This is a genomic window from Kitasatospora sp. NPDC092948, from assembly GCF_044754805.1.
Taxonomy (GTDB): domain Bacteria; phylum Actinomycetota; class Actinomycetes; order Streptomycetales; family Streptomycetaceae; genus Kitasatospora.
On the sequence record NZ_JBIVPU010000004.1, the window covers coordinates 586,168 to 609,605 of the forward strand.

Annotated in this window: 21 protein-coding genes; 12 read left to right on the forward strand and 9 right to left on the reverse strand. The window is 73.2% G+C overall.

Features of this window, described 5'->3' with window-relative positions:
- Window positions 1-50 precede the first annotated feature (50 nt).
- Both ACIQF6_RS16290 and ACIQF6_RS16295 read left to right on the forward strand, forming a co-directional pair.
- Window positions 51-341, forward strand: coding sequence for a YggT family protein (locus ACIQF6_RS16290; RefSeq protein ID WP_033216891.1), 291 nt, complete (start codon window positions 51-53; stop codon window positions 339-341).
- A 46-nt stretch (window positions 342-387) separates the two neighbouring features.
- The gene (locus tag ACIQF6_RS16295) at window positions 388-1,710 is read left to right on the forward strand and encodes a DivIVA domain-containing protein (RefSeq protein ID WP_400894982.1); all 1,323 of its coding nucleotides are present in this window, start codon (window positions 388-390) and stop codon (window positions 1,708-1,710) included.
- Between the two features lie 286 nt (window positions 1,711-1,996).
- Here the strand turns inward: ACIQF6_RS16295 and ileS are convergent, their stop codons facing one another.
- The gene (ileS, locus tag ACIQF6_RS16300; protein WP_400894984.1) at window positions 1,997-5,128 is read right to left on the reverse strand and encodes an isoleucine--tRNA ligase; all 3,132 of its coding nucleotides are present in this window, start codon (window positions 5,126-5,128) and stop codon (window positions 1,997-1,999) included.
- A gap of 583 nt (window positions 5,129-5,711) precedes the next feature.
- Here ileS and ACIQF6_RS16305 point away from each other — a divergent pair.
- The 4 genes from ACIQF6_RS16305 (at window position 5,712) to ACIQF6_RS16320 (ending at window position 8,488) form a co-directional block, all read left to right on the forward strand.
- Window positions 5,712-6,215 carry a TraR/DksA family transcriptional regulator gene (locus tag ACIQF6_RS16305; RefSeq protein ID WP_400894986.1) on the forward strand — a complete coding sequence of 168 codons (504 nt, stop codon included), beginning with the start codon at window positions 5,712-5,714 and terminating at the stop codon, window positions 6,213-6,215.
- A gap of 124 nt (window positions 6,216-6,339) precedes the next feature.
- Window positions 6,340-7,035 carry a signal peptidase II gene (lspA, locus tag ACIQF6_RS16310; RefSeq protein ID WP_400895351.1) on the forward strand — a complete coding sequence of 232 codons (696 nt, stop codon included), beginning with the start codon at window positions 6,340-6,342 and terminating at the stop codon, window positions 7,033-7,035.
- A gap of 51 nt (window positions 7,036-7,086) precedes the next feature.
- Window positions 7,087-8,025, forward strand: a complete 939-nt coding sequence (locus ACIQF6_RS16315) for an RluA family pseudouridine synthase (protein WP_400894989.1) — start codon at window positions 7,087-7,089, stop codon at window positions 8,023-8,025.
- Between the two features lies 1 nt (window position 8,026).
- Window positions 8,027-8,488, forward strand: coding sequence for a GNAT family N-acetyltransferase (locus ACIQF6_RS16320; RefSeq protein ID WP_400894991.1), 462 nt, complete (start codon window positions 8,027-8,029; stop codon window positions 8,486-8,488).
- A gap of 56 nt (window positions 8,489-8,544) precedes the next feature.
- Here the strand turns inward: ACIQF6_RS16320 and ACIQF6_RS16325 are convergent, their stop codons facing one another.
- Genes ACIQF6_RS16325 through ACIQF6_RS16335 form a run of 3 tightly spaced genes read right to left on the reverse strand, consistent with a single transcriptional unit; the run spans window position 8,545 to window position 11,070 of the window.
- Complete coding sequence (locus ACIQF6_RS16325) at window positions 8,545-9,351, reverse strand: hypothetical protein (RefSeq protein WP_400894996.1); 807 nt, start codon at window positions 9,349-9,351, stop codon at window positions 8,545-8,547.
- A 7-nt stretch (window positions 9,352-9,358) separates the two neighbouring features.
- Window positions 9,359-10,750, reverse strand: a complete 1,392-nt coding sequence (locus tag ACIQF6_RS16330) for a hypothetical protein (RefSeq protein WP_400894998.1) — start codon at window positions 10,748-10,750, stop codon at window positions 9,359-9,361.
- Window positions 10,750-11,070, reverse strand: a complete 321-nt coding sequence (locus ACIQF6_RS16335) for a hypothetical protein (protein ID WP_400895000.1) — start codon at window positions 11,068-11,070, stop codon at window positions 10,750-10,752. The genes ACIQF6_RS16330 and ACIQF6_RS16335 overlap by 1 nt, the downstream gene beginning before the upstream one ends.
- A 251-nt stretch (window positions 11,071-11,321) precedes the next feature.
- On the opposite strand from ACIQF6_RS16335, the gene ACIQF6_RS16340 reads away from it, so the two are divergent.
- The gene (locus ACIQF6_RS16340) at window positions 11,322-11,786 is read left to right on the forward strand and encodes a GNAT family N-acetyltransferase (protein ID WP_400895003.1); all 465 of its coding nucleotides are present in this window, start codon (window positions 11,322-11,324) and stop codon (window positions 11,784-11,786) included.
- Here the strand turns inward: ACIQF6_RS16340 and ACIQF6_RS16345 are convergent, their stop codons facing one another.
- Entirely contained in the window at window positions 11,787-12,797 is a 1,011-nt protein-coding gene (locus ACIQF6_RS16345; RefSeq protein ID WP_400895006.1) for a mechanosensitive ion channel family protein, read from the reverse strand.
- 163 nt (window positions 12,798-12,960) lie between these two features.
- Here ACIQF6_RS16345 and ACIQF6_RS16350 point away from each other — a divergent pair, with 163 nt between their 5' ends.
- Window positions 12,961-15,690, forward strand: a complete 2,730-nt coding sequence (locus ACIQF6_RS16350; protein WP_400895008.1) for an alpha/beta fold hydrolase — start codon at window positions 12,961-12,963, stop codon at window positions 15,688-15,690.
- Window positions 15,687-16,544, forward strand: coding sequence for an ABC transporter permease (locus ACIQF6_RS16355; RefSeq protein WP_400895010.1), 858 nt, complete (start codon window positions 15,687-15,689; stop codon window positions 16,542-16,544). Before ACIQF6_RS16350 ends, ACIQF6_RS16355 begins: the two co-directional genes overlap by 4 nt.
- Before the next feature lie 19 nt (window positions 16,545-16,563).
- Here ACIQF6_RS16355 and ACIQF6_RS16360 read toward each other — a convergent pair whose 3' ends face one another.
- From ACIQF6_RS16360 to ACIQF6_RS16370, 3 genes are read right to left on the reverse strand one after another with little or no spacing between them, the layout of a single operon-like run.
- Complete coding sequence (locus ACIQF6_RS16360) at window positions 16,564-16,959, reverse strand: DUF6924 domain-containing protein (protein ID WP_400895013.1); 396 nt, start codon at window positions 16,957-16,959, stop codon at window positions 16,564-16,566.
- Window positions 16,956-17,510 (reverse strand): hypothetical protein, encoded by a 555-nt coding sequence (locus ACIQF6_RS16365; RefSeq protein WP_400895016.1) that lies wholly within the window; start codon window positions 17,508-17,510, stop codon window positions 16,956-16,958. Before ACIQF6_RS16365 ends, ACIQF6_RS16360 begins: the two co-directional genes overlap by 4 nt.
- A 57-nt stretch (window positions 17,511-17,567) precedes the next feature.
- Window positions 17,568-19,406: a protein kinase gene (locus tag ACIQF6_RS16370; RefSeq protein WP_400895018.1), complete on the reverse strand. Its 1,839-nt coding sequence runs from the start codon at window positions 19,404-19,406 to the stop codon at window positions 17,568-17,570.
- Window positions 19,407-19,602: 196 nt separating this feature from the next.
- On the opposite strand from ACIQF6_RS16370, the gene ACIQF6_RS16375 reads away from it, so the two are divergent.
- Window positions 19,603-20,475, forward strand: coding sequence for an MBL fold metallo-hydrolase (locus tag ACIQF6_RS16375; protein WP_400895021.1), 873 nt, complete (start codon window positions 19,603-19,605; stop codon window positions 20,473-20,475).
- 12 nt (window positions 20,476-20,487) lie between these two features.
- On the opposite strand, the gene ACIQF6_RS16380 is transcribed toward ACIQF6_RS16375, so the two are convergent.
- On the reverse strand, window positions 20,488-21,459 hold the full coding sequence (locus tag ACIQF6_RS16380; RefSeq protein WP_400895024.1) for a serine protein kinase RIO: 972 nt from the start codon (window positions 21,457-21,459) through the stop codon (window positions 20,488-20,490).
- A 493-nt stretch (window positions 21,460-21,952) separates the two neighbouring features.
- Here ACIQF6_RS16380 and ACIQF6_RS16385 point away from each other — a divergent pair, with 493 nt between their 5' ends.
- Together ACIQF6_RS16385 and ACIQF6_RS16390 are read left to right on the forward strand one after the other, a co-directional pair.
- A complete protein-coding gene (locus ACIQF6_RS16385) occupies window positions 21,953-22,336 on the forward strand; it encodes a PadR family transcriptional regulator (RefSeq protein WP_400895026.1) in 384 nt (127 codons plus the stop codon).
- Entirely contained in the window at window positions 22,333-23,286 is a 954-nt protein-coding gene (locus ACIQF6_RS16390; protein ID WP_400895029.1) for a hypothetical protein, read from the forward strand. Before ACIQF6_RS16385 ends, ACIQF6_RS16390 begins: the two co-directional genes overlap by 4 nt.
- Window positions 23,287-23,438 lie beyond the last annotated feature (152 nt).

Below are 23,438 nucleotides of genomic sequence, written 5' to 3' on the forward strand. Positions count from 1 at the left end.
GTTTGACAGTGCGTCGCTGACGGATTGTCGGTCAGGGAGAGGGAGAAGCGATGGGGATCTTCGGTTCGGTGCTCTATTGGGTGCTGACCGTGTTCCTGCTGATCCTGCTCTTCAGGCTGGTGATGGACTGGGTCTTCCAGTTCGCTCGATCGTGGCGTCCTGGGAAGGCCATGGTCGTCGTGTTGGAGGCCACGTACACTGTCACGGATCCACCACTCAAGCTTCTTCGGCGATTCATCCCGCCGTTGCGTCTCGGGGGCGTGGCGCTCGACCTGTCCTTCTTCGTACTGATGATCATTGTGTATGTCCTGATCTCGCTCGTGCAGCGCCTGTCGTTCTGAACGATGCGACAGGATGCCGGTCCGACGATCACGTTGAGGTGAAGAGATGCCATTGACCCCCGAGGACGTTCGGAACAAGCAGTTCACGACCGTCCGGCTGCGCGAAGGCTATGACGAGGACGAGGTCGATGCCTTCCTCGACGAGGTCGAAGCCGAGCTGACCCGCCTGCTGCGCGAGAACGAGGACCTGCGCGCCAAGCTGGCTGCCGCCACGCGTGCCGCCGCGCAGAACCAGGCGAACATGCGCAAGGAGCAGCAGGCTCCGCAGGAGGGCGGACGGCCCGGCGCTCCGGTGCCCGCCGCCATATCCGGTCCGCCGGTGCCCGGCCAGCAGCAGGGCCCCGGTCCGCAGCAGCTCGGCGGCCCGCAGCAGCTCGGTGGCCCGCAGCAGCTTGCCGGTCCCCAGCAGGGGATGGGCAACCAGCCGCTCGGCCTGCCGTCCGGCGCGCCGCAGCTGCCCGCCGGTCAGGGCGGCCCGATGGGCGGTCCGATGGGCAACCCGATGCAGCAGCAGATGGGCCAGACCATGGGCGGCCAGCAGCAGCTGGTCCAGCCGATGGGCGGTCAGATGCTGCAGCCGATGGGCAACCCGATGCAGCAGCAGATGGGCCAGCCGATGGGCGGGCAGCAGCTCCAGCCGATGGGCGGCCAGCAGCTGCAGCCGATGGGTCAGCCGATGGGCAACCCGATGCAGCAGCAGCAGGGTCCCGGTGGCGACAGCGCCGCCCGGGTGCTCGCGCTCGCCCAGCAGACCGCCGACCAGGCGATCTCCGAGGCCCGTTCCGAGGCCAACAAGATCGTCGGCGAGGCCCGCAGCCGCGCCGAGGGCCTGGAGCGCGACGCCCGCGCCAAGGCCGACGCGCTGGAGCGGGACGCGCAGGAGAAGCACCGCGTCGCGATGGGCTCCCTGGAGTCCGCCCGCGCCACGCTGGAGCGCAAGGTCGAGGACCTGCGCGCCTTCGAACGCGAGTACCGCACGCGCCTGAAGTCCTACCTGGAGACCCAGCTGCGTCAGCTGGAGTCGCAGGCGGACGACTCGCTCGCCCCGCCGCGGATCCCCGCCACCGCGTCGCTGCCGCCGGCCGCGTCGTCGATGGCGCCCGCCGGTGCCGGCGCGATGTCCTCCTCGGCACCGTCGTTCGGCTCCACCCCGTCCTTCGGCGGCAACCAGTCCTTCGGTGGCAGCTCCTTCGGCAGCTCGGCCGGCACCCCGTCGTTCGGCGGCGCCTCCGCGAGCTCCAACGGGGCGATGGCGCCGGCGGGCATGACCCAGCCGATGGCGGCCGTGCGGCCGCAGCCCCCGCAGCCGATGCAGCAGGCCCCCGCTCCGATGCGAGGCTTCCTGATCGACGAGGACGGCGACAACTAAGCGGTCCCGCAACGCGTCACCGAAAGGGCGCCCTTGGCCATGACGGCTGGGGGCGCCCTTCGCGTTCGGGAGGGGTAGGTGGGTGCGAAAACAGGGGCGTGTGGGGGGCACCTCCCGGCCCGCCAGGGCTGGGGGAGAACTGCGCGACGAGCGCGAGGCCCTGTCCGCAAGGTCGCGATCAAGTGCAGGTCATTGTCCTGCGTCGCGATCTTGCGGATGGGCCTCTTCCGCTTCGCGCAGTTCCCCGCGCCCCTGGTTTCGCGCCCGCCCGCTCGCGCGCCGGCGGTTACGCCCGTCGCAGGGTGAACTCCAACGACAGGTTCTCGTCGGAGAAGCGGGGCGCGTCCGGGTCGGTGATGGTGAGGCCCAGGGATTCGGCCAGGACCTCGGCGGCGACCAGGGACTGGTGCTCGGTCAGGGCGGCGAGGGTGTCCTCGTCGGTGGTGGCGAGCTGGAGGTGGATGCGGTCGGCGACGTCGAGGCCGGAGTTCTTGCGGGCCTCCTGGATCTGCCGGATCGCGTCGCGAACCACGCCGAGCCGCTTGAGCTCGGGGGTGATCGCCAGGTCGAGGGCGACGGTCGCGCCGGACTCGTTGGCGACGGCCCAACCCTCGCGCGGGGTCTCGGTGATGATGACCTCGTCGGGGGAGAGGGCGACGGTCTCGCCGTTCAGTTCGACCGAGGTCTCGCCGGTGGCGCGCAGTTCCGCGGCGAGGCGGGCGGCGTCGGTGGCGGCGACGGCCTTGGCGACGTCCTGGACGCCCTTGCCGAAACGCTTGCCGAGGGCGCGGAAGTTGGCCTTCGCGGAGGTGTCGACGAGGGAGCCGCCGACCTCGGCGAGGGATTCCAGGACGGAGACGTTGAGCTCTTCGGCGATCTGGGCGCGCAGGTCGGCGGGGAGTTCCTCCCAGCCCTGGGCGGCGATCAGCGCGCGGGAGAGCGGCTGACGGGTCTTCACTCCGCTCTCGGCGCGGGTGGCGCGGCCGAGTTCGACCAGGCGGCGGACCAGCGCCATGTGCTTGGAGAGCTCGGTGTCGATGAGCGTCTCGTCGGCGACCGGCCAGCTGGAGAGGTGGACGGAGAGCGGGGCGTCCGGGGTGACCGGGACGACCAGGTCCTGCCAGACCCGCTCGGTGATGAACGGGGTGAGCGGGGCCATCAGGCGGGTGACGGTCTCCAGCGCCTCGTGCAGGGTGGCGAGCGCGGCGGCGTCGCCCTGCCAGAAGCGGCGGCGGCCGCGGCGGACGTACCAGTTGGAGAGGTCGTCGACGAAGCCGGACAGCAGCTTGCCGGCCCGCTGGGTGTCGTACGCCTCGTAGGAGGCGTCCACCTCGCGCACCAGGGTGTGCAGTTCGGACAGCACCCAGCGGTCCAGCTGCGGGCGGTCGGCCGGGGCCGGGTCGCCTTCCGAGGGGGACCAGCCGGCGGTGCGGGCGTACAGGGCCTGGAAGGCGACGGTGTTCCAGTAGGTGAGGAGGGTCTTGCGGACCACCTCCTGGATGGTGCCGTGGCCGACCCGGCGGGCCGACCAGGGGGAGCCGCCGGCGGCCATGAACCAGCGGACGGCGTCGGCGCCGTGCTGGTCCATCAGCGGGATCGGCTGGAGGATGTTGCCCAGGTGCTTGGACATCTTGCGGCCGTCCTCGGCCAGGATGTGGCCCAGGCAGACGACGTTCTCGTACGCGTTCTTGTCGAACACCAGGGTGCCGACGGCCATCAGCGTGTAGAACCAGCCGCGGGTCTGGTCGATCGCCTCGGAGATGAACTGCGCCGGGTAGCGCCGTTCGAACAGCTCCTTGTTCCGGTACGGGTAGCCGTACTGCGCGAACGGCATGGAGCCCGAGTCGTACCAGGCGTCGATCACCTCGGGCACCCGGACCGCGGTGGTGGAGCACTGCGGGCAGGGGAAGGTGACCTCGTCGATGAACGGGCGGTGCGGGTCCAGCCCGGACTGGTCGGTGCCGGTCAGCTCGGAGAGCTGGGCGAGCGAGCCGACGCAGGTCAGGTGGTCGTCCTCGCAGCGCCAGATCGGCAGCGGGGTGCCCCAGTAGCGGTTGCGGGACAGCGCCCAGTCGATGTTGTTGTTCAGCCAGTCGCCGAAGCGGCCGTGCTTGACCGTCTCCGGGTACCAGTTGGTGGCCTCGTTCTCGCGGATCATCGCGTCCTTGACGGCGGTGGTCCGGATGTACCAGGACGGCTGCGCGTAGTACAGCAGCGCGGTGTGGCAGCGCCAGCAGTGCGGGTAGCTGTGCTCGTACGGGAGGTGACGGAACAGCAGGCCGCGGTCCTTCAGGTCGGCGACCAGGGTCTCGTCGGCCTTTTTGAAGAACACCCCGCCGACCAGCGGCACGTCGGGGGCGAAGGTGCCGTCGGTCTCCACCGGGTTGACCACGGGGAGGCCGTAGCGGCGGCAGGTGGCGAGGTCGTCGGCGCCGAAGGCGGGCGACTGGTGGACGATGCCGGTGCCGTCCTCGGTGGTGACGTACTCGGCCGTCAGCACGTAGTGGGCGTCCGGGATCTCGACGAGGTCGAACGGGCGCCGGTAGGCCCAGCGCTCCATCTCGGCGCCGGTGAAGGACTCGCCGGTGGTCTCCCAGCCCTCGCCGAGGGCTTTGCCGACCAGCGGCTCGGCGACCACCAGGCGCTCGTTGCCGTCGGTGGCGACGACGTACGTCACCTCGGGGTGGACGGCGGCGGCGGTGTTGGAGACCAGGGTCCACGGGGTGGTGGTCCACACCAGCAGGGCGGCGGTGCCGGCCAGCGGGCCGGAGGTGAGCGGGAAGCGCACGTAGACCGAGGGGTCGACGACGGTCTCGTAGCCCTGGGCCAGCTCGTGGTCGGACAGGCCGGTGCCGCAACGCGGGCACCAGGGGGCGACCCGGTGGTCCTGGACCAGCAGGCCCTTGTCGAAGATCTGCTGGAGCGACCACCAGACCGACTCGATGTAGGACGGGTCCATGGTGCGGTAGGCCTGGTCGAGGTCGACCCAGTAGCCCATCCGCTCGGTGAGCTCGGTGAACGCGTCGGTGTGCCGGGTGACCGACTCGCGGCACTTGGCGTTGAACTCGGCGATGCCGTACTTCTCGATGTCGGGCTTGCCGGAGAAGCCCAGCTCCTTCTCCACCGCGAGCTCCACCGGCAGGCCGTGGCAGTCCCAGCCGGCCTTGCGGGCCACGTGGTAGCCCTTCATGGTGCGGTAGCGCGGGAAGACGTCCTTGAAGACGCGGGCCTCGATGTGGTGGGCACCCGGCATGCCGTTGGCGGTGGGCGGGCCCTCGTAGAACAGCCATTCGGGGCGGCCCTCGGACTGCTCCAGGGTGCGCTGGAAGACCTTCTGGTCCTGCCAGAAGGAGAGGATCTGGTGTTCGAGCGCGGGCAGGTCGACCTGCGCGGGAACGGCGTTGTAGGTGGGCGACATGGGGTGCGTCAACCTCCGGCGGATGCGTGGACTGGCTCCGACGGAGGGACGAGACGGCGAGCCGCCCCGCGGTACCACCCTCCTTGACCGCGCGTGCTGCGGCCCTCTCTTTGGGTTTGCTGCCGGGTCTAGTGGGCCCTGGCCGGGCCGTTCTTCCGGCGGCTCCGGGGTGATCTTCCCGCCGTGCACACCCCCGGGCTCGCACCGTCCCCGGGTCGCTCATGGCTGCGTACGTCGGTACTCGTCCCATCTGCGCCTTGCACGGCCCAGTGTATCGGCCTCCGCAAGCCGTTTCGCGCACCCGTGAGCCGGGTCCCGCGCGGTTAGCCGGAGGCGTTCTGGGCACAACTTTTGCAGCGTCGGGACGGCGGAGGCTGCGCGGGTGGGATCGGAGAAAAGCTTCGGTATGTCCCGTTGTGGGCCGATTCGATGAGGTTTATCGTTCCGGGGACCGGCAAGATCGTCGGGAACCGACGCTTCTGATCATTCGTAAATGAGGTCGAAAGCCATGGCTGAGAAGGCGACAGGGACCGTGACCGCGAGGTCGCGCAAGGCCGTGGCGAGTGACCCAGGGGAGGGGACCGTGAGTACTGCGCGGCGAAAGACCGGCACCACCGGACACACTGCGGCCAGCAGCCGCACCCAGGTGCCGGCCGGCTCCGGCGCGCGTGGCGGCGCCGAATCGGTCGATCCGGCGGACCTGCCGGTCCGTCCCGGCGAAGAGCCGTGGACGGCCGCCGAGGTCGCCGAGCTGCACGACGAACTGGCGTCCGACCTGCTGCGGCTGCGCTCCGAGATCGAGGCTTCCGAGGCCGCCATCGCCGGCCTGATGCGGGACTCCAACGACGGCGCGGGCGACGACCAGGTCGACGCCGGCACCAAGAACATCAACCGGGAGAGCGAGCTCTCGCTGGCCAACAACGCGCGCGACTCCCTCGCCCAGACCGAACGCGCGCTGGCCCGCCTCGAAGGCGCCGGCTTCGGCCTGTGCGAGTCCTGCGGCCAGCCGGTCGGCAAGGCCCGCCTGCAGGCCTTCCCCCGGGCCACGCTCTGCGTCAGCTGCAAGGCGAAGCAGGAGCGCCGCTGACCGCGGTCCGCAGCCCGGCCGCCCCGCACGGTGCACATTGTCGTACAGGGCGGCCAACGGGCCGACGGGTGTCGTACTCTCGTCCCCGTAACGTCGACCGGCTTTTCCCACGGCAGCGGAGCGGATCATCAGCACGCCAGGTTCCCACCAGACCCAGGACGACGCCGTCCCCAGCGCCACCTCCACCGGGGCGGGTGACCGGGTGAGCCCGAACGCGCCCGAGGAACGCCGGGCCGAGGGCGCCACCGCCGCCGCCGGCGGCCGCTCGGTGGTCCGCCGCCGGATCAGCGTCCTGCTGATCATCGCGGTGCTCGCCTACCTGACCGACCTCGGCTCCAAGCTGCTGGTGGTCGCCAAGCTGGAGGACCACACCGCGCCGATCCGGGTGATCGGCGACTGGATGACCCTCCAGGTGATCCGCAACGGCGGCGCCGCGTTCGGCATCGGCCAGGCGCTGACGGTGCTGTTCACCGGCATCGCCACCGGCGTCATCGTGGTGATCTGGCGGATCGCCCGCCGCCTGTACAGCCTGCCCTGGGCGATCGCGCTCGGCCTGCTGCTCGGCGGCGCGTTCGGCAACCTCACCGACCGGCTGTTCCGCTCCCCGTCCGCGTTCCGCGGCCACGTGGTCGACTTCATCTCGGTCCAGCACTTCGCGGTCTTCAACCTCGCCGACTCGGCGATCGTCTGCGGCGGCATCCTGGTCGTCCTGCTCTCCTTCCGCGGCATCAACCCGGACGGCACCATCCACGGCGCCCCGACCGCCAAGGCCGAGGAGCAGCCCGCGGCCGACGGCGAGGACGGGCAGCCCAAGGCCTGACCGGCCCACTGGCGGGAAGGGGCGGGCCCCGGGTCGGGCATACTCGGGTGGGTGAGTATCGCAGCGCAGACCCGTAGCCTCCCCGTACCCGACGGCCTGGAGGGCGAGCGGCTGGACGCCGCCCTGGCCCGGATGTTCGGGTTCTCCCGCACCAAGGCCGCCGAGCTCGCCGCCGAGGGCAAGGTCACCCTGGACGGCGCGGTCGCCGCGAAGTCGGACCGGGTCACCGCCGGATCCTGGCTGGAGGTCGAGATCCCCGCCCCCGCGGCGCCGGTGCAGATCGTCGCCGAAGCCGTCGAGGGCATGCGGATCATCCACGACGACGACCACGTGGTCGTCATCGACAAGCCGGTCGGCGTGGCCGCGCACCCCAGCCCCGGCTGGACCGGCCCCACCGTCATCGGCGGCCTGGCCGCCGCCGGCTACCGGATCTCCACCTCCGGCGCCGCCGAGCGCCAGGGCGTCGTGCACCGCCTGGATGTCGGCACCTCCGGGATCATGGTGGTCGCCAAGTCCGAGCGCGCCTACACCGACCTGAAGCGCCAGTTCCACGACCGGGTCACCGAGAAGAAGTACAACGCGCTGGTCCAGGGCCACCCCGACCCGCTGTCCGGCACCGTGGACGCGCCGATCGGCCGCCACCCCAGCAGCGACTGGAAGTGGGCGGTGACCCGGGACGGCAAGCCGTCCGTCACCCACTACGACCTGATCGAGGCCTACCGCGCCGCCTCCCTGCTGGACATCAAGCTGGAGACCGGCCGCACCCACCAGATCCGGGTCCACATGTCCGCGCTGCGTCACCCCTGCGTCGGCGACCTCACCTACGGCGCGGACCCGACGCTCGCCAAGCGGCTCGGCCTGACCCGGCAGTGGCTGCACGCCGTCTCGCTCGGCTTCGAACACCCCGAGGACGGGCGCTGGGTGGAGTTCACCTCCGCCTACCCCGACGACCTCCAGCACGCGCTGGACGTCATCGCGGCGGAGAGCTGAGGTGGCCGCCGCCATTCGGGTCGCCGCGAACGAGGACGACCTGGCCGCGGTGTGGGCGGTGCGGCGCGCGGTGTTCGTCGAGGAGCAGGAGATCCCCGCCGAGCTGGAGTACGACGAGTACGACGCCACCTCGCTGCACCTGCTGGCGGTCGACGAGGACGGCGCCCCGCTCGGCACCGCCCGGCTGATCTCCGGCCCCGAGGCGCTCGCGATCACCGGCGGCATCCAGGACCGGGTGCTGCTCGGCCGGCTCGCCGTGGTCCCGGCCGCCCGCGGCACCGGACTGGGCGTCCGACTGGTCCGGGCCGTCGAGGACCTGGGCCGCGAGCGCGGCGCGAAGGAGCTCGAGCTGCACGCGCAGGTACGGGCGATGGGCTTCTACGAGCGGCTCGGCTACGCGGCGCACGGACCCGAGTACGACGACGCGGGGATCGCGCACCGCACGATGACGCGCGCGCTGTAACGGTCGGTCGAGGGGCCGCGGTCGGGATTCCGGCCGCGGCCCCTCGCCGTGTGCGCTCAGCCTCCGTCGTAGGAGACGACGACACCGCCGAGGTCGTGCGCGACCCGGTCGGCGAGCCCGTAGTCGCACAGGTTGACCGACCAGTTCGCGCCCGCGGCGAGGTACGCGGGGACGCCGGGGTGGGAGATCGCCGAGCGCAGCGCGTGGTCGCGTTCGGCGTCGCCGCCGTAGAGCCGCATGGTCGCGCAGTTCGGCCCGCGGCCGACCCGGTCCCCGGTCCGGCAGGCCAGCGAACCGGGCCCCGCCTTCCGGTCGGCGCAGCCGACCGAGGCGTCGAGGGCCGCGGCGAGCTGCTCGACGCTGTCGTACCGGGGGGCCGACGGGAACCCGGGCAGCGGGTAGTCGGGGATGCTCGGCTCGCCGCCGGGGAGCACCACGCCGCCGAGGACCTGGGCGATGCGCGGCGCGTAGGCGGGCGGGACGACGTTGATCCGCCAGTTCCCGGCCGCGACGTAGGTCTGGTGGTAGGCGGTGCGTCCGGCCGCGATCGCGTTGCCGATGTCGTCCCGGCCGAACTGCCTCGGGTCGAACACGTCGACCTCGTACTGGAAGGTGGTGCCGTCGAGGGTCGTCGTGCAGGTGGTGCTCGATCCTCCGTCGAGGGTGCTGTGCAGGGTGACCAGGCAGGGGATGCCGCCCTTTTCGAGGGCTTCGACGACCGTGCCGGAGTCCGGGAACTCGGGTGCGGCCGGCACGTTCGAGGGCATCGGCACCCGGGGCGGCGGTCCGCCGCCGGTGCAGGAGACCAGGCAGGCGGCGGCCAGGGCGGCGAGCAGGAGACGGGCGGGGCGGGGGCTGCGCATCGGTCGCTCAGCCCGCCGGAGGGACGGGGGCGGGGCCGGGGCTCGGCGCCGGGGTCGGCCGGGCGCCGGTGAACGGCGGGAGCGGTGGGCGGAGCAGGCCGGGCGGGGCGGGTGCGGTGCCGCGCGCGCCGGTGCTCACGCCCGGGCCGGCGTACAGCGGGTTCAGTTCGACGGCGGTGTCGCTCGGGGTCCGGGCCGCGAGTTCGTCGAGGGCGTGGCGGCGCTCCGCCTCCGGGAGGCTGTTCCAGGCGTCCGCGTCGCGCATCGACTGCTGAATGGCGTCCCAGTTGTCGGAGCGGGCCTTGATGGCCGCGCCGCGGTGCGAACCGTCGTCGCCGTACTGGGCGTTGGAGCGGCGGACCTGCTCGGTGTCGGCGGCGTAGAGCACGAAGAGCTCCTTGTCGGTGACGGAGCCCTCCGGGTCCTGCCGGAGCCGCCGCAGGTGACAGGCGCTCAGGCGGAGGTCCTCGGCGGGGTGTTCCTCGATGTACTTCGCCAACTGGGCGTCGCCGAGCTCGGCGAGGCCGGGGAAGCGGAACGGCTCGGCCTCGATCACGCTCCGGGCGGTGGCGAGCTTGAGGTGGGTGATGCCGAGGGACTTGTCGGGTTTGAGGCTCTCCTCGGCGGCCCGGTCGGACCTGCGCCCGAGGGCGGTCAACGGGCCGTCCAGGCCCGGTTCCTGATTCTGGTACCACTGCTGTTCCTGCCACATGACGGCGAGCAGCAGGTCGGTGCTGATGCCGGCTTCGGCGGACGCCCGGCGGGCCGCCTCGACCAGCTCCGGCGGGACGTTGATCCGGTGCGGGCCGTTCTGCGCGCCCTGGAGGCGCAGGGCGACGGCGAGGGCGCTGTTGCCGTCGTGGTCGAGGGCCTCGCGGACCGTGGCGGCGCTGTCGATGCCGGGCAGCCGGGCCAGGGTGCGGAGTTCGTCGGTCGCGGCGGTGTCGGCGGCGGTGGCGTCGTGCAGGGCGGCCGCGATCAGGGCCCGGGCCTGGCGGATCCGGTCGTCGAGGGCGGCGGCCCCGGCCGGGTCGACGGGGCCCGGGTCGCGGTGGACGCCGCCGTCCTGACTGACGTTCAGCCGGTGGCCGCGGGCGAAGTCGAGCGCGTCGTGCAGGGCGCGCTGGGCGTCGGCCATGGAGGTGGCGAGCCGGTCGTACACCTTGGCGAGGTCGCGCATCGACAGGGCGGCGCAGTCGTAGGCCTCCGCGTGCCGGGCGAACCGGGCGCGGGCCGAGTCGCCGGTCGGGCTGGTCCAGGCGCCGGCCAGGGTCCGGTTCACCTCGTCGCGGGCGACCGAGGCGAGGTGCTCGCAGTGCCTGGCCGTGGTGAGCGCGTCGTCGCAGGCCTGCTGCCACATCCCGGGCTGCGCGTGGTCGAGGTCGTCGAGGGTCAGCATCAGGCCCCCCGCAGCCACTGTGCGTCATCCGAGAGGGCGACGGCCGTCGCGCCGTCCGTGTTGACGTAGGCGTTCGCCGAGGCCCGGAGGGCGTCGGCCGCGGCCTCGACCTCGTCCGCCTCCCGGTGCAGGCGGTCCCGCCAGGCCGCGACGCACCGGCTGCTGGCGTCGGCCGCCTGCCAGCCGCGATGGGCGCCGCCGGCGCTCTGGGCGTCGTCGAGCATGAACCCGCGGCGGCTGTCCGAGGCGGACTCCCGCATCAGGACGGCGGCGCGGCGGACACCGTCCGGGTCGATGGCGATATCGGCTTGCCAAGTCATTCCCCCATGGTGACGCTTCGTCGGGCCGCCGTGACCGTGGGTGCGGGCCGGGTCTCGGCCGGCGGCCGGCGCGTTGCCCTGCGGGGTGCGGGGTGCGGGGTGCGGGGTGCGGGGTGCCGTGTCCGGGGCGCGGCCGTACTGCCATGCTGCACGGGGCGGGCGACGCGCCGACCGCCACCCGGCGACGGGCGGACCTTCGGGGCACCCGCGCACCACGTGCCCGGCCGGCACGAGAACGGAGAGAGCACCGCATGACATCGACCACCCCGACCGTCCGTCCGCTCGCCGCGACGGACGAGGCCCGCTGGCGTGAACTGTTCCGCCAGTACCGCGAGTTCTACCGGCTGGAGGAGTCCGAGGAGGTCGTCTCCCGGGTCTGGGCCTGGCTGACGGACCCCGGGCACGAATGCGACGCCTTCGTCGCGGAGGCCGACGGAGCCGTCGTCGGCTTCGCGCACCACCGCCCCGTCCCCTCCTCGTACACCGGCACGACGGGGATCTTCCTCGACGACCTGTTCACCGACCCGGCGGTCCGCGGTCGCGGTGTCGGGCGGGCGCTCGTCGAGCGGCTGCGGGAACTCGCCGCCGCGGAGGGGCGATCCTTCGTGCAGTGGGTCACCGCGGAGGACAACCGGCAGGCCCAGGCGCTGTACGACACGCTCGCCGAGCGCACGACCTGGGTCACCTACGAGAGCGAGGTCCGGCCGGGGGCGTGACTAGGCGGTGCGGACGCGGGGGAGGGCCTCCGGGTGGTGGTCCCTCAGGTGGGCGAGCAGGTGTTCGCGGGTGGCGAGCTTGAGGGCGCCGGCGGCGTCCGGGTCGCGGACGGTCATCATGGCGCGGACCACGATGGTCGACGGGGTGGTGTCGGTGACGGTGAGGGACCAGTCCCCGCCGTCCCACAACTCGGTGCCGGTCAGGAAGCGCCCCAGCTCCGCGCGGAGGTCCTCGACCGGGGTGCAGTGGTCGAGGTGGAGCAGCACCCAGGCGTACAGGCCCGGGTCGCGGCGGGTCCAGTTCTCGAACGGCTTGGAGACGAAGTACGACACCGGGACCACCAGTCGGCGGTCGTCCCACAGGCGCAGCACCAGGTAGGAGAGCGTGATCTCCTCGACCGTGCCCTGCTGGCCCTCCAGGACGACGGTGTCGCCGATCCGGACGGTGTCGCTGAACGCGATCTGCAGGCCGGCGAAGAAGTTGCCGAGGGTGGACTGGGCGGCGATGCCCGCGACGATGCCGATCAGGCCGGCGGAGGCGAGCAGGCTGGCGCCGACCGTGCGCATCGCGTCGAAGGTCAGCAGGAGCGCGCCGACCGTCACCACCCAGACGACGGCCGAGCCGACGCGGCGGACCAGACCGAGCTGGGTCCGCACGCGTCGGACCCGGGACGCGTCCTCGGTGATCGTCTCGTAGCGGCTGAAGACCGCCTCCAGGACGGCGGCGAGGACGCGGACGGTGAGCCAGCCGAGAGAGGCGATCAGCGCGAGCAGCACGGTGTGGCGGGCGGCGCTGTCCTCGCTGGGGAAGAGCCGGCGAAGCGGCGGGGAGGACAGCAGGATCGCCGTCAGCAGGACCAGCTGGAGGGGGATCCGGCAGCGGCGCAGGGCCTCCCAGACCGGGGCGTCGGGGTGGCGGGCCGCGAGGCGCTGGAGGATCTGGTCGACCAGCCAGCCGGCGAAGAGGGTGGCGAGGATCGCGGTGAGGAGGCTGGCGAGAGGCCATAGCACGGGGGCACCTCGGGAGGGTGGGGGATTTGCACCATAGCGTGGGGATTGGGCTTTCTGTGCCGATCTGCCCACCTGTCCGCCGGTGGTCGCCCGCGAACGGGGAAGGGGCGAGCGGTCTCGCGCTAACAGGAGTCCTACTTGTCGCGCGGCTAGGATCGCGGGCATGGGGTTCGCTGAGGCATGGCGCGGGTGGGTGATGCGTCGGCGGGTGGTGGTGGCCGGGGGCGCGCTGGTGGCGCTGCTGGGCGGTGGCGGGGCGGTGGTCGCGGCGGCGGGGGAGCCGGCGGCGGTGCATCGGGAGGACCGGTTCCTGGAGGTGTCGGAGGGGGTTCGGATCGACACCTCGTTCTTCACCGCGGGCGGGTCGGGGCGGCGTCCGGCGATTCTGCTGGCGCACGGCTTCGGCGGGTCGAAGGAGAGCGAGCGGTCGCGGGCGGAGGAGCTGGCCCGGGACGGGTACGCGGTGTTGACGTGGTCGGCGCGCGGGTTCGGGCAGTCGTCCGGGCAGATCGGGCTGAACGAGCCGGAGCGTGAGGTCGCGGACGTGTCGCGGCTGGTGGACTGGCTGGCGCAGCGCCCCGAGGTGCAGTTGGACGGCGAGGGCGATCCGCGGGTCGGGGTGACGGGCGCGTCGTACGGCGGGGCGGTGTCGCTGCTGGCGGCCGCGTACGACCGGCGGATCGACGCGATCGCGCCGCAGATCACCTGGTGGAACCTGGCGGATGCGCTGTTTCCGCAGGCGGCGCAGGGGAGTTCGGCCGCCGACGGGGTGTTCAAGAAGCTGTGGGCGGGGATCTTCTTCACCACCGGTTCGGCGTCCGGCCTCGGTGACGGCGGGCCGAAGCAGCCGGCGGCCGAGGGGCCGGTGGGGTGCGGCCGGTTCCGGGACGAGCTGTGCGCGATGTACAACCGGGTGGCGGCGGCCGGGCGGCCGGACGCGGATGCGGTGCGGGTGCTGGAGCGGTCGAGCCCGTCCTCGGTGGCGGACCGGATCAAGGTCCCGACGCTGGTGATCCAGGGTCAGCAGGATTCGCTGTTCCCGCTCGACCAGGGCGACCGGATCGCGAAGGCGGTGGCCGCGAACGGCGCACCGGTCGCGGTGGACTGGTTCGGCGCGGGCCACGACGGCGGGCAGGAGAGCAGTACCCGCTCGGACGCCCGGGTGACGGCCTGGTTCGACCACTATCTGAAGGGCAGGGGCACCTCGACCGGCCCGGCGTTCCGGGTGACCCGCACCGGCGGCGTCGACTCGACGGGCTTCCAGGCGGTGCTGCGCGGCGCGGACGCCGACCGCTACCCCGGGCTGGGCGGGACGGCGCAGCGCACCGTGGAGCTGACGGGCCGTGAGCAGAAGGTGGCGAACCCGCCGGGCGGCTCGCCGCCGAACATTTCGACGCTGCCGGGGATCGGGGCGCTGTCCCAGCTGTCCTCGGTGGGCGCGGGCCTGTCGATCGACTTCCCCGGCCAGTACGCGGCGTTCGACTCCGCGCCGCTGGGCGGCGCGCTGCACCTGACGGGCGCGCCGACGGTGGCGGTGCACGTGGCCGCGGACGCCCCGGAGGCGGTGCTGTTCGCGAAGGTGTACGACGTCGCGCCGGACGGGAAGCAGGCGTTGCCGCAGCAACTGGTCGCCCCGCTGCGGGTGACCGGCGCGGACGTGCCGGGCGGGCGGACGGTGCAGGTGACGCTGCCGGCCGTGGACCACGAGTTCCCGGCCGGGCACCGGCTGCGGCTGGTGGTGGCGTCCACCGACCTGGCGTACGCCTCGCCGGTGCAGGCCGCCACGTACACGCTGTCCGCGGCCGGGCCGTTGAGCGTGCCGACGGTGGATCAGCTGCGCACCGAGGCCGCGCCGGTGCCGAACCGGACGTGGATCCTGCCGCTGGTGGCGCTGGTGATCGGCGCGCTGCTGCTGTTCGTGCGGCGCCGGCGGGTGGCGACGCCCGCGCCGGATCCGGAGCTGGCCGGGGTGCCGTTGCAGATCACCGGCCTGTCGAAGAAGTACAAGGGCTCGGCGGACCGGTACGCGGTACGGGAGTTGTCGCTGCGGGTGGAGGCCGGGCAGGTGCTCGGCCTGCTCGGTCCGAATGGCGCCGGCAAGACCACCACGCTGCGGATGCTGATGGGTCTGATCCGTCCCGACGAGGGCGAGATCCGGGTGTTCGGGCAGGCGATCCGGCCGGGCGCGCCGGTGCTGTCCCGGGTCGGGGCGTTCGTCGAGGGCGCGGGTTTCCTGCCGCACCTGACCGGGCGGGCCAACCTGGAGTCGTACTGGGCGGCCACCGGGCGGCCGGTGGAGGACGCGCACTTCGCGGAGGCGTTGGAGATCGCCGGCCTCGGCGAGGCGCTGGAGCGCGCGGTGCGCACCTACTCGCAGGGCATGCGGCAGCGCCTGGCGATCGCGCAGGCCATGCTGGGCCTGCCCGATCTGCTGATCCTGGACGAACCGACCAACGGCCTCGACCCGCCGCAGATCCGCGAGATGCGGGAGGTGATGGTCCGTTACGCCGCCGCCGGGCGCACCGTCATCGTCTCCAGCCACCTGCTCGCGGAGGTCGAGCAGTCCTGCACCCACCTGGTGGTGATGGAGCGCGGCCGGCTGGTGGTGGCCGGGCCGACCGCCGACATCACCGGCGCGGGCGAGCAGTTGCTGGTGAACGTCGAGGACGGGTTCGCCGGGGCGGAGGCCGAGGCGGTCGCGGAGAAGCTGTCCGCGCTGGACGGCGTCGAGTCCGTGCGGGCGGTGGACGGCGGGCTGCTGGTCCGGCTGGACGGACTGCCGGTGAGCCGGCTGACGTCCGAACTGGTGCGCCTGGGCGTGCCGGTGGCGGGCATCGGCCCGCAGCGACGACTGGAGGACGCCTTCCTGTCCCTGATCGGAGGAGCGGCATGAGTACGACCGTGAGGGAGACGGCGGCCCCCGGGTACCGGCCCGGGCGGACGCTGCCGCTGCGGGTCGAGGCGATGCGGCAGTTGCGGCGGCGGCGCACGCTGGTGATCGGCGGGGTGCTGGCGCTGCTGCCGTTCATCGTGCTGGCGGCGTTCCAGATCGGTGGCACGCCGGGGCGGGAGAACCGCACCACGTTCATCGAGCTGGCCACCGCGTCCGGCGCGAACTTCGCCACCACGCTGCTGTTCATGGGCACCGGGTTCCTGCTGGTGATCCCGGTGGCGCTGTTCTGCGGCGACACCGTGGCCTCCGAGGCGAGCTGGTCCTCGCTGCGCTACCTGCTGGCGGCGCCGGTGCCGCGGGCCCGGCTGCTGGCGCGGAAGTTCGCCGTGGCGATGGCGTTCTCGGCGGCGGCGGTCGTCCTGCTGCCCGCCGTCGGCCTGGTGGTCGGCACCGCCGCGTACGGCTGGGGCGACCTGAAGCTCCCGACCGGGGCGACGCTCTCCGCGACCGAGGCGCTGCCCCGGCTGGCGATCGCCGTGCTGTACGTCTTCCTCGCCGAAGTCGTGGTCGGCGCACTGGCGTTCTGGCTCTCCACCGCGACGGACGCCCCGCTGGGCGCGGTCGGCGGCGCGGTCTTCGCGTCGATCATCACGGGTGTGCTGGACGCCGTCACCGCGCTCGGCTCGCTGCGCGAGTGGTTCCCCGCGCACTGGCAGTACGCCTGGGCGGACGCGCTCCAGCCGCAGTTGGAGTGGGGCGGGATGGTGCAGGGCGTGGTGCTGTCCCTGTCGTACGCGGCGATTCTGCTGGCGCTGGCGTTCCGCGGGTTCGCGACGAAGGACGTGGTGTCGTGACGGCCGACGTGACGGACGGTCAGAAGCCGCGGAAGACTCCGTCGGGGCCGGCGGCGCGGGGGTAGTCCGAGAAGTCCGTGTTGGAGATCGACAGGTTGTTCTCGATGCCCCACAGGGCGGCCGCGGCCACCCGGACGGTCGGGGCCGCCGGGTCGCGCAGGTGGGCGGCCAGCAGCGGGAGTTCGGGGTCGGAGAGGGTGCGGCGGTCGGCGACGACGAGCAGCGGGTGCCGGTAGTCGGGTGGCAGGCGGGCCGCCAGGTCGGCGACGGTCAGGCCGCTGTTGGCGGGGTCGTCGACCGGGGCGACGACGGGCCGGAAGCCCTCCTCGGTCGGGGTGGCCAGCACGTCGCACAGGCGTCGCCAGGCCGCCGGGTCGGCGAAGTCGGTGCGCACCACCAGGGCGCCGGCGGTCATCGGGCGCCGTCCCGGAGCAGCAGCAGGTCGAGTGAGTGCGCGTGGGCGTGCGACGCCCAGGTGGGGAGGTGCTCGGTGAGGAACCAGGCGGCCTCTTCGAGGTCGTCCTCCTCCAGGTTGGCCGTGGGGTGGCCGGGGAGCGCGCCGGGGTCGAGGGCGGCGAGGTCGGCCAGCACGCCGGGGAGCGCGGTGCACGGGGTGAGGGTCGGGCACGGCCAGGGCCGGTCGTCGGTGGCGCCGTCCGGCCACGGCCAGCGGCGGGACCACAGTGCGGCGAGCGCGGGCAGGCCCAAGGTGCAGAAGACGCCGGTGAGTTCGTCCCAGTGCCGGCCCGCGAGGACGGCCTCGCCCAGTGGGGTCCCGAGGGTGCCCGCCAGGGCGGGCAGCAGGGCGGTGTAGCGGGAGTCCGTGTCGGCGCGCAGGCGGCCGGAGAGCAGCTCGGCGAGCGCGGCGGACCGGTGGATGCCGGGCAGCCCCGCGCCGCCCGACCCGGGCAGGCGCAGCAGCAGCGCGGCGTCCACCGCGAACGCGGCGACGTACTGTTCGGCCATGTCCGGCACTCTTCCCCAGGGGTGTGACAACTCCGGTGCGACGCGCGGGAGTCGCGGTCAGGAGAAGCGGAAGAGCTGGGACTTGTCGCCGGGGGAGCAGGTGGTGATGGTCAGGGTGGTGCCGGCGCCGCTGTCGGTGAGGCAGCTCTGCACGCCGTAGCCGAACTTGAGCTGGAACATGCCGGAACCGGCGTCGGCCGGGAACCAGTTGGTCATGTCTCCGTAGGAGCTGGAGCCGGCCAGTTCGGCGATGTTCGGGCTGCCCGCGTAGCGCCCGCCGAGGTTGACGCCGCTGCTGCTGTTGCAGGCGGTGAAGAAGGTTTGGCCGGTGCCGTCGGTGGTCTTGATCCAGCCGTAGGAGGTGTTGCGGCCCGACACCACGGGCACGCCTCCCGTCAGCGCGTCCGAGCCGAGGCCGGCGGCCTGCCCGGTGCCGACGTTGACCAGCCGGCCCCAGCCGCTGCCGCCGCAGCCCGCTGCCGGGCCGGTGGCCGAGGGGGGCTTGGGGGTGGTCGGGGCGGGCTGGGCCGGGGTGCCGCCGCCGCCACTGCCACCGCCACTGCCGCCGCCGCTGTTCGAGCCGCCGCCGTTGGAGCCGCCGCCCGAGGTGCCGCCGCCGGTGGTGTTGTTCACGGAACCGCCGTTGCCGGAACCGCCGTTGCCGGTGCCGGGGTTGCTGTTGCCCTGGGCGGTGGTGCCGCCGGGCGGGAGCGGGTTGCCGTTCGGGTCGGTGGTGGGCGGGCCGGCGGACTCGGGTGGGGCGGAGGACTGCTGCTGAGTCGGGCCGCCTTGGGAGGCGGTGGCGGTCGGGGAGGCGGAACCGGTCGGGGCTTCGGGGGACTTGGCGGCGTTGACGGCGTCGGGCCGGTGTTGCCAGGGCAGGATTTCGAGCTGCTGGGCCGTCACTCCGCCGCCGGTGACCAGCACCAGCGGCAGCACGAACGTGACCAGCCGTCGGCGTCCGGCGTGGTTCGTCCGCTCGGGGGCGGCGGTGGCGGCGGCCGGGGCGGGGACGGCGGGAGGGGTTCCGTCCGGTCCGGCGAGTGCCAGGACGGCGCCCAGCCCGGCGGGGGTGGACATCGCCTGCCGGGCGGCGACGGCCATCGCCGCCGCGTCCGGGTAGCGTTCGCCGGGCTGCTTGGCGAGGGACTTCACGACCACCGCGCGCACCGGCGCGGGCACCGCGTCCGGCAGGTCCGGCACCGGCTCGCGGACGTGCTTGAGGACCACCTCCAGCGGGGTCTCGCCGGTGAACGGCGGCTTCCCGGTGAGGAGTTCGTACAGCACCACGCCGACCGAGTACAGGTCGGAGGCGGCCGAGGCGTCCTTGCCCTCGGCGCGTTCCGGGGCCATGTAGAGGGCGGTGCCGATCACCGCGTGCGCGGTGGTGATCCGGGTGTCGGCCAGCGTGCGGGCGATGCCGAAGTCGGTGACGGTGACCCGGCCGTCCTGATCGATCATCAGGTTGGACGGTTTGATGTCGCGGTGCACGATGCCCTGCTGGTGCGCGGCGTGCAGGGCGTCCAGCACCTGCGCGGCGACGTCCAGCGCCCGGTCCGGCGGGAAGCTGCCGCGGCCCTTGGCCTTGTCCAGCGGGCGGCCGGACAGCAGCTCCATCACGATGTACGCGATCTTCGCGGACGGGTCGGAGGCGTCCTCGCCGTAGTCGTGGATGTGCACCACGCCGCGGTGGTTCATCGCCGCGAGCACGGTCGCCTCGCGGCGGAACCGGGCCGCGAAGACCTCGTCCTCCATCAGCGCCGGAAGCACGATCTTCACCGCGACCTGGCGGCCGAGCACCCGGTCGTCCGTCCGCCAGACCTCGCCCATGGCCCCGCTGCCGAGCCGCTCGGCGAGGGCATACCGGCCCCCGAGCACCGTCCCCCGACCCCACATGTCCCGTGTCCCCCGAGCATGGTGTACGACCTGTCAGCAAGAGTCTGGCCCGCCGGGCCACCCGATGGGAAGTCGGCCGGGCCCCTCTTCGCGCGGCGACTCTACACGCCGCCGGGGCACGCCCGTTCGAGTCGCCGGGGCGGCTGACGTACGGTCAACCGGCATGTTCGGCACGAAGATCCGGAGGAACCCCGCAGTGACCGGCAACCCGATCGACTTCACCACCGGCCGGCCCGGGGCGCGCCCGCTGGACGTCAGCTGGAACCACGGCTCGCCGTCGGCCAAGCACAACACCGACCCCGACCTGCAGGTGTACGCGTACGACGAGCACACGGTGATCCTGCGGCAGAACATGGCCGTCCACTACGAAGCGCCGTTCCTGTACCTGCTGTTCGGCAACGAGCGGGCGGTGCTGATCGACACCGGCGCCACCGCCGAGGCCGCGTACCTGCCGTTGCGGCGGACCGTGGACGAGCTGATCGACGGCTGGTTGGCGAACAACCCGCGGGAGGACTACCGGCTGCTGGTGGTGCACACCCACGGGCACGGCGACCACGTCGCCGGGGACGGGCAGTTCGCCGACCGGCCGGGGACGGAGCTGGTGCCGGCCGGGAAGGACGACGCCTGGCCGTGGTTCGGCTTCGACGCCGACCCGGACGCCGTCGCCCGGATCGACCTCGGCGGGCGGGTGCTGGAGTGCCTGGCCACCCCCGGGCACCACCCCGCCGCGGTCACCTACTACGACCCGTGGAGCGGCTTCCTGCTCACCGGCGACACCGTCTACCCCGGCCGGCTCTACATCGACGACTGGGCCGCGTTCGCCCTCAGCATCGACCGGCTGATCGAGCTGGCCGAACGGCGGCCCGTCAGCCACGTGCTGGGCTGCCACATCGAGATGTCGACCCGGCCCGGCGTCGACTACCCGATCCGCTACAGCCACCAGCCGGACGAGGCCCCGCTGGAACTCGCCGTGGCGCACCTGTACGAGATCCGCGGGGCGCTGGGGGCGTGCGGCGGCGAACCGCGGCGAGTGGTGCTGCCGCGGTTCGTCCTCTGGCCGAGCGAGTGAGCCGACGGGCCGTCAGCGCTGCAGCCGGGCGTCCTCCGCCAGCGACTCCACCAGGGCCTCCACCCGCTCGGGCGGCAGGCCGCGGGAGACGAACCAGGCGCCGACGTTGCGCACGTCCCGCTCCAGGAAGGACAGGCCCCGGGGGTTGGCCACCACATCGACGATCTGCGGGACGTCGATGATCACCAGGCGGCCGTGGTGCACCAGGATGTTGTACGCGGAGAGGTCTCCGTGCGCGTAGCCGTCGTACGCCAGCAGGGACAGGCTGCGGCCCAGCTGCTCCCAGAGGTCGTCGATGTCGGCTTCCTCGGCGCGCAGTTGGGCCAGCCGCGGGGCGGCCGTGCCGGCCTCGTCGCCGATGAACTCCATCAGGATCTCGGTGCCGGTGATCTGTACCGGGTACGGCACGGCGACGCCCGCCGACCACAGGCGGCACAGCGCCGTGAACTCGGCGGCCGCCCACTGGCCGGCGATCGCCTCCTTGCCGAACGCCGTCCGCTTCGCCATCGCCCGGCTGACCCGGGACTCCTTGTGCTGGCGGCCCTCCAGGTAGCCGGAGTCGCGGTGGAACATCCGGTGCTGGGCGTCCCGGTAGCGCTTGGCCGCCATCAGGGTGCGGCGCCCGGTGCCCGGGACGGCGCGCTCCAGCAGGAAGACGTCGGCCTCCTTGCCGGTCTTCACGATGCCGAACTCGGTGTCCACGGCGGCGAGTTCGGTGATGACCCAGTCGGGGCGCGGCTCGGGCCCCTTCTCGGTCGGGGTGGACTGGTCCCAGGTGGACCAGCGGTCGCCCACGGCGGGGCCGTCGGCGACGGGCGGGTTCGCCTCGGCCTCCTCCTCGTCCGCGAAGTCGGACTCCTCGGAGGGGAAGTACAGGTACTCGGGCTCGGCGTCGTCGAAGCGGTCGGCCTTGCGGCCACGACGGGAAGCGCCCTTGGGGCGGATACGGGAGAAGGAATCGCTGTCGGCAAAGCGCTCGCGCACTGCGGTGGCTCCTGGGGAGTGGCCCACCGGGGCGCGGAATGGCGCGCTGTCAGCCGGTGGGAAGAAGACGGGGGGAGGCGTATGGCGCGCAGACAAAGGCGCGCCGCATCACGGCGGCAACCATCCTGGCCACACCTCCTCACTCGTCTCGGCCGACCACAGCACAGGCGCATGCGGAAGGACGTGGACCACCTTAGCCAGCCCGGCGGCGGATGCAAACGGTTTTTCGCGGGGGGTCGCCGAGGAATCGCCGAGCGGCGGGGCCGGCTCTTGGTCGGGGGCCGCCGAGCGGTGGGCCGGTGGATCGCCGGGGAGTCGCCGAGTGCCGGGGTCGGGTCTTGGTTGGGGGTCGCCGAGCGGTGGCGGTGGATCGCCGGGGAGTCGCCGAGCGGCGGGGTCGGCTCTTGGCCGGGGGGTCGCCGAGCGGCGGGCCGGCGGGTCGCCGATAGCTAAGCCATCGACATATTTAAACCATTGATCTATCGTCTGCGCTATGACAGACCGTCAACTGCACGAGCCGACGCGGCTGGTGCTCACCGCGCTGGCCGACGAGCCCCGGCACGGATATGCGATCCTTCAGGAAGTCCTGGCGATCACCGAAGGCCGGACCAGGATGCTCACCGGCACCCTCTACACGGCGCTGGACCGCCTGCTCCAACAAGGGCTGATCCAGGTCGAGGGCGAGGAGGTCGTGAACGGGCGGCTGCGCCGCACCTTCACCCTGACCGAGCAAGGCCGCCGGACCCTGGCCGAAGAGACCCGGCGGCTGCGCGCCGGCGCCGACGAGGCCGAGCGCCGACTCACCCTCGGGGGCCTGCGGCCGACACTGCGACCCGCGCCGGGGCCGGCGCTCCGACTGGGTGGGGGGACGGCATGACCCGGCCGCTCACCCGGTCTGCCGCGCTGCTGCGCCGCCTCTACCCCGCCGAGTACCGGGCGGCGTACGGCGAGGAGATCGTCGCCGTCCACGCCGAGTCGGTCCGGCACGCCGGCCGTCGCGCCGCCGCCCACGAGTGGGCCGTCCTCGCCGCGCACGCCCTGCGGCTGCGCACCCGGCTCAGCTCCCGCGACCCCGCCGGCCAGGTTCTCGCCGGTGCCGCGCCGTTCCTGCTGGCGGGCGGCGCCGCGCTCGGCGTCGTCCACCTGCTGATCGCCCTGGTTCTGCGCGCGACCGGGTCCGGCCACGCTCCGGCGGGGGTGGGCGTCGCGCAGGCCGCGCCCTGGGTCCTCGCCCTGCTGTGTGCCGCGCTCGGCCGGTGGACCGCGGCCCGGGTCCTCGTCCTGGTCGCCGTCGTGGCGGCCCAGTGCCTTTCGGGCCTGTCGTTCGGCCTGCACCTGGACCTGGTCGAACTCTGGGCGCTGATGGGTGTGTTGGTACTCCTCGCGCCGCCCGACGCGGTCGACCCCTCCCGGCGGGGCCGCGTCCGTGCCGCGGTCGCCGCGGCAGCCGTCGCCGTGCCGATGGGAGGCCTCGCCGCCCTGTGGATCGTCAACTGGCCCGACGACTACCTCAGCATCGCCTTCACGCCCCTCCAGGAGTCCCTGCTCCTGGCCTCGACCGCCTGGCCGGCGGTCGTCATGGTCCTCGCCTATCTGCGGCACCTCGCCGACCCGGCCACCGACCGCCTGCGGGCCGGCGGCGTCGCGCTGGCGGTCCTGCCCTGGGTCGTGGCGGTCGTCCCGCCCCTCTACGACACCGCCTTCTTCCTGAACCTCGACGCCATGGCGGTACTCGTCCTCCTGGTCGCAGCCACGGCCGTCGGCTTCCGGCGCCGCAACCGCCTCGCCGGCCCGGCCGGGCCGGAGACGCCCGACCCGCTGCGCTGACCGCACCCGCGTACCCGGCCGCGCCGAGCCGCGGCCGTGAGGCCCCGTCGATCCCCGAACACCGGGGCGGCGGGGCCTCGCCTGCTCGCCAGCCTGCTCGCCCGCCTGCTCGCTCGCTTGCCTGCTCGCCAGCCTGCTTGCCTGCTTGCTCG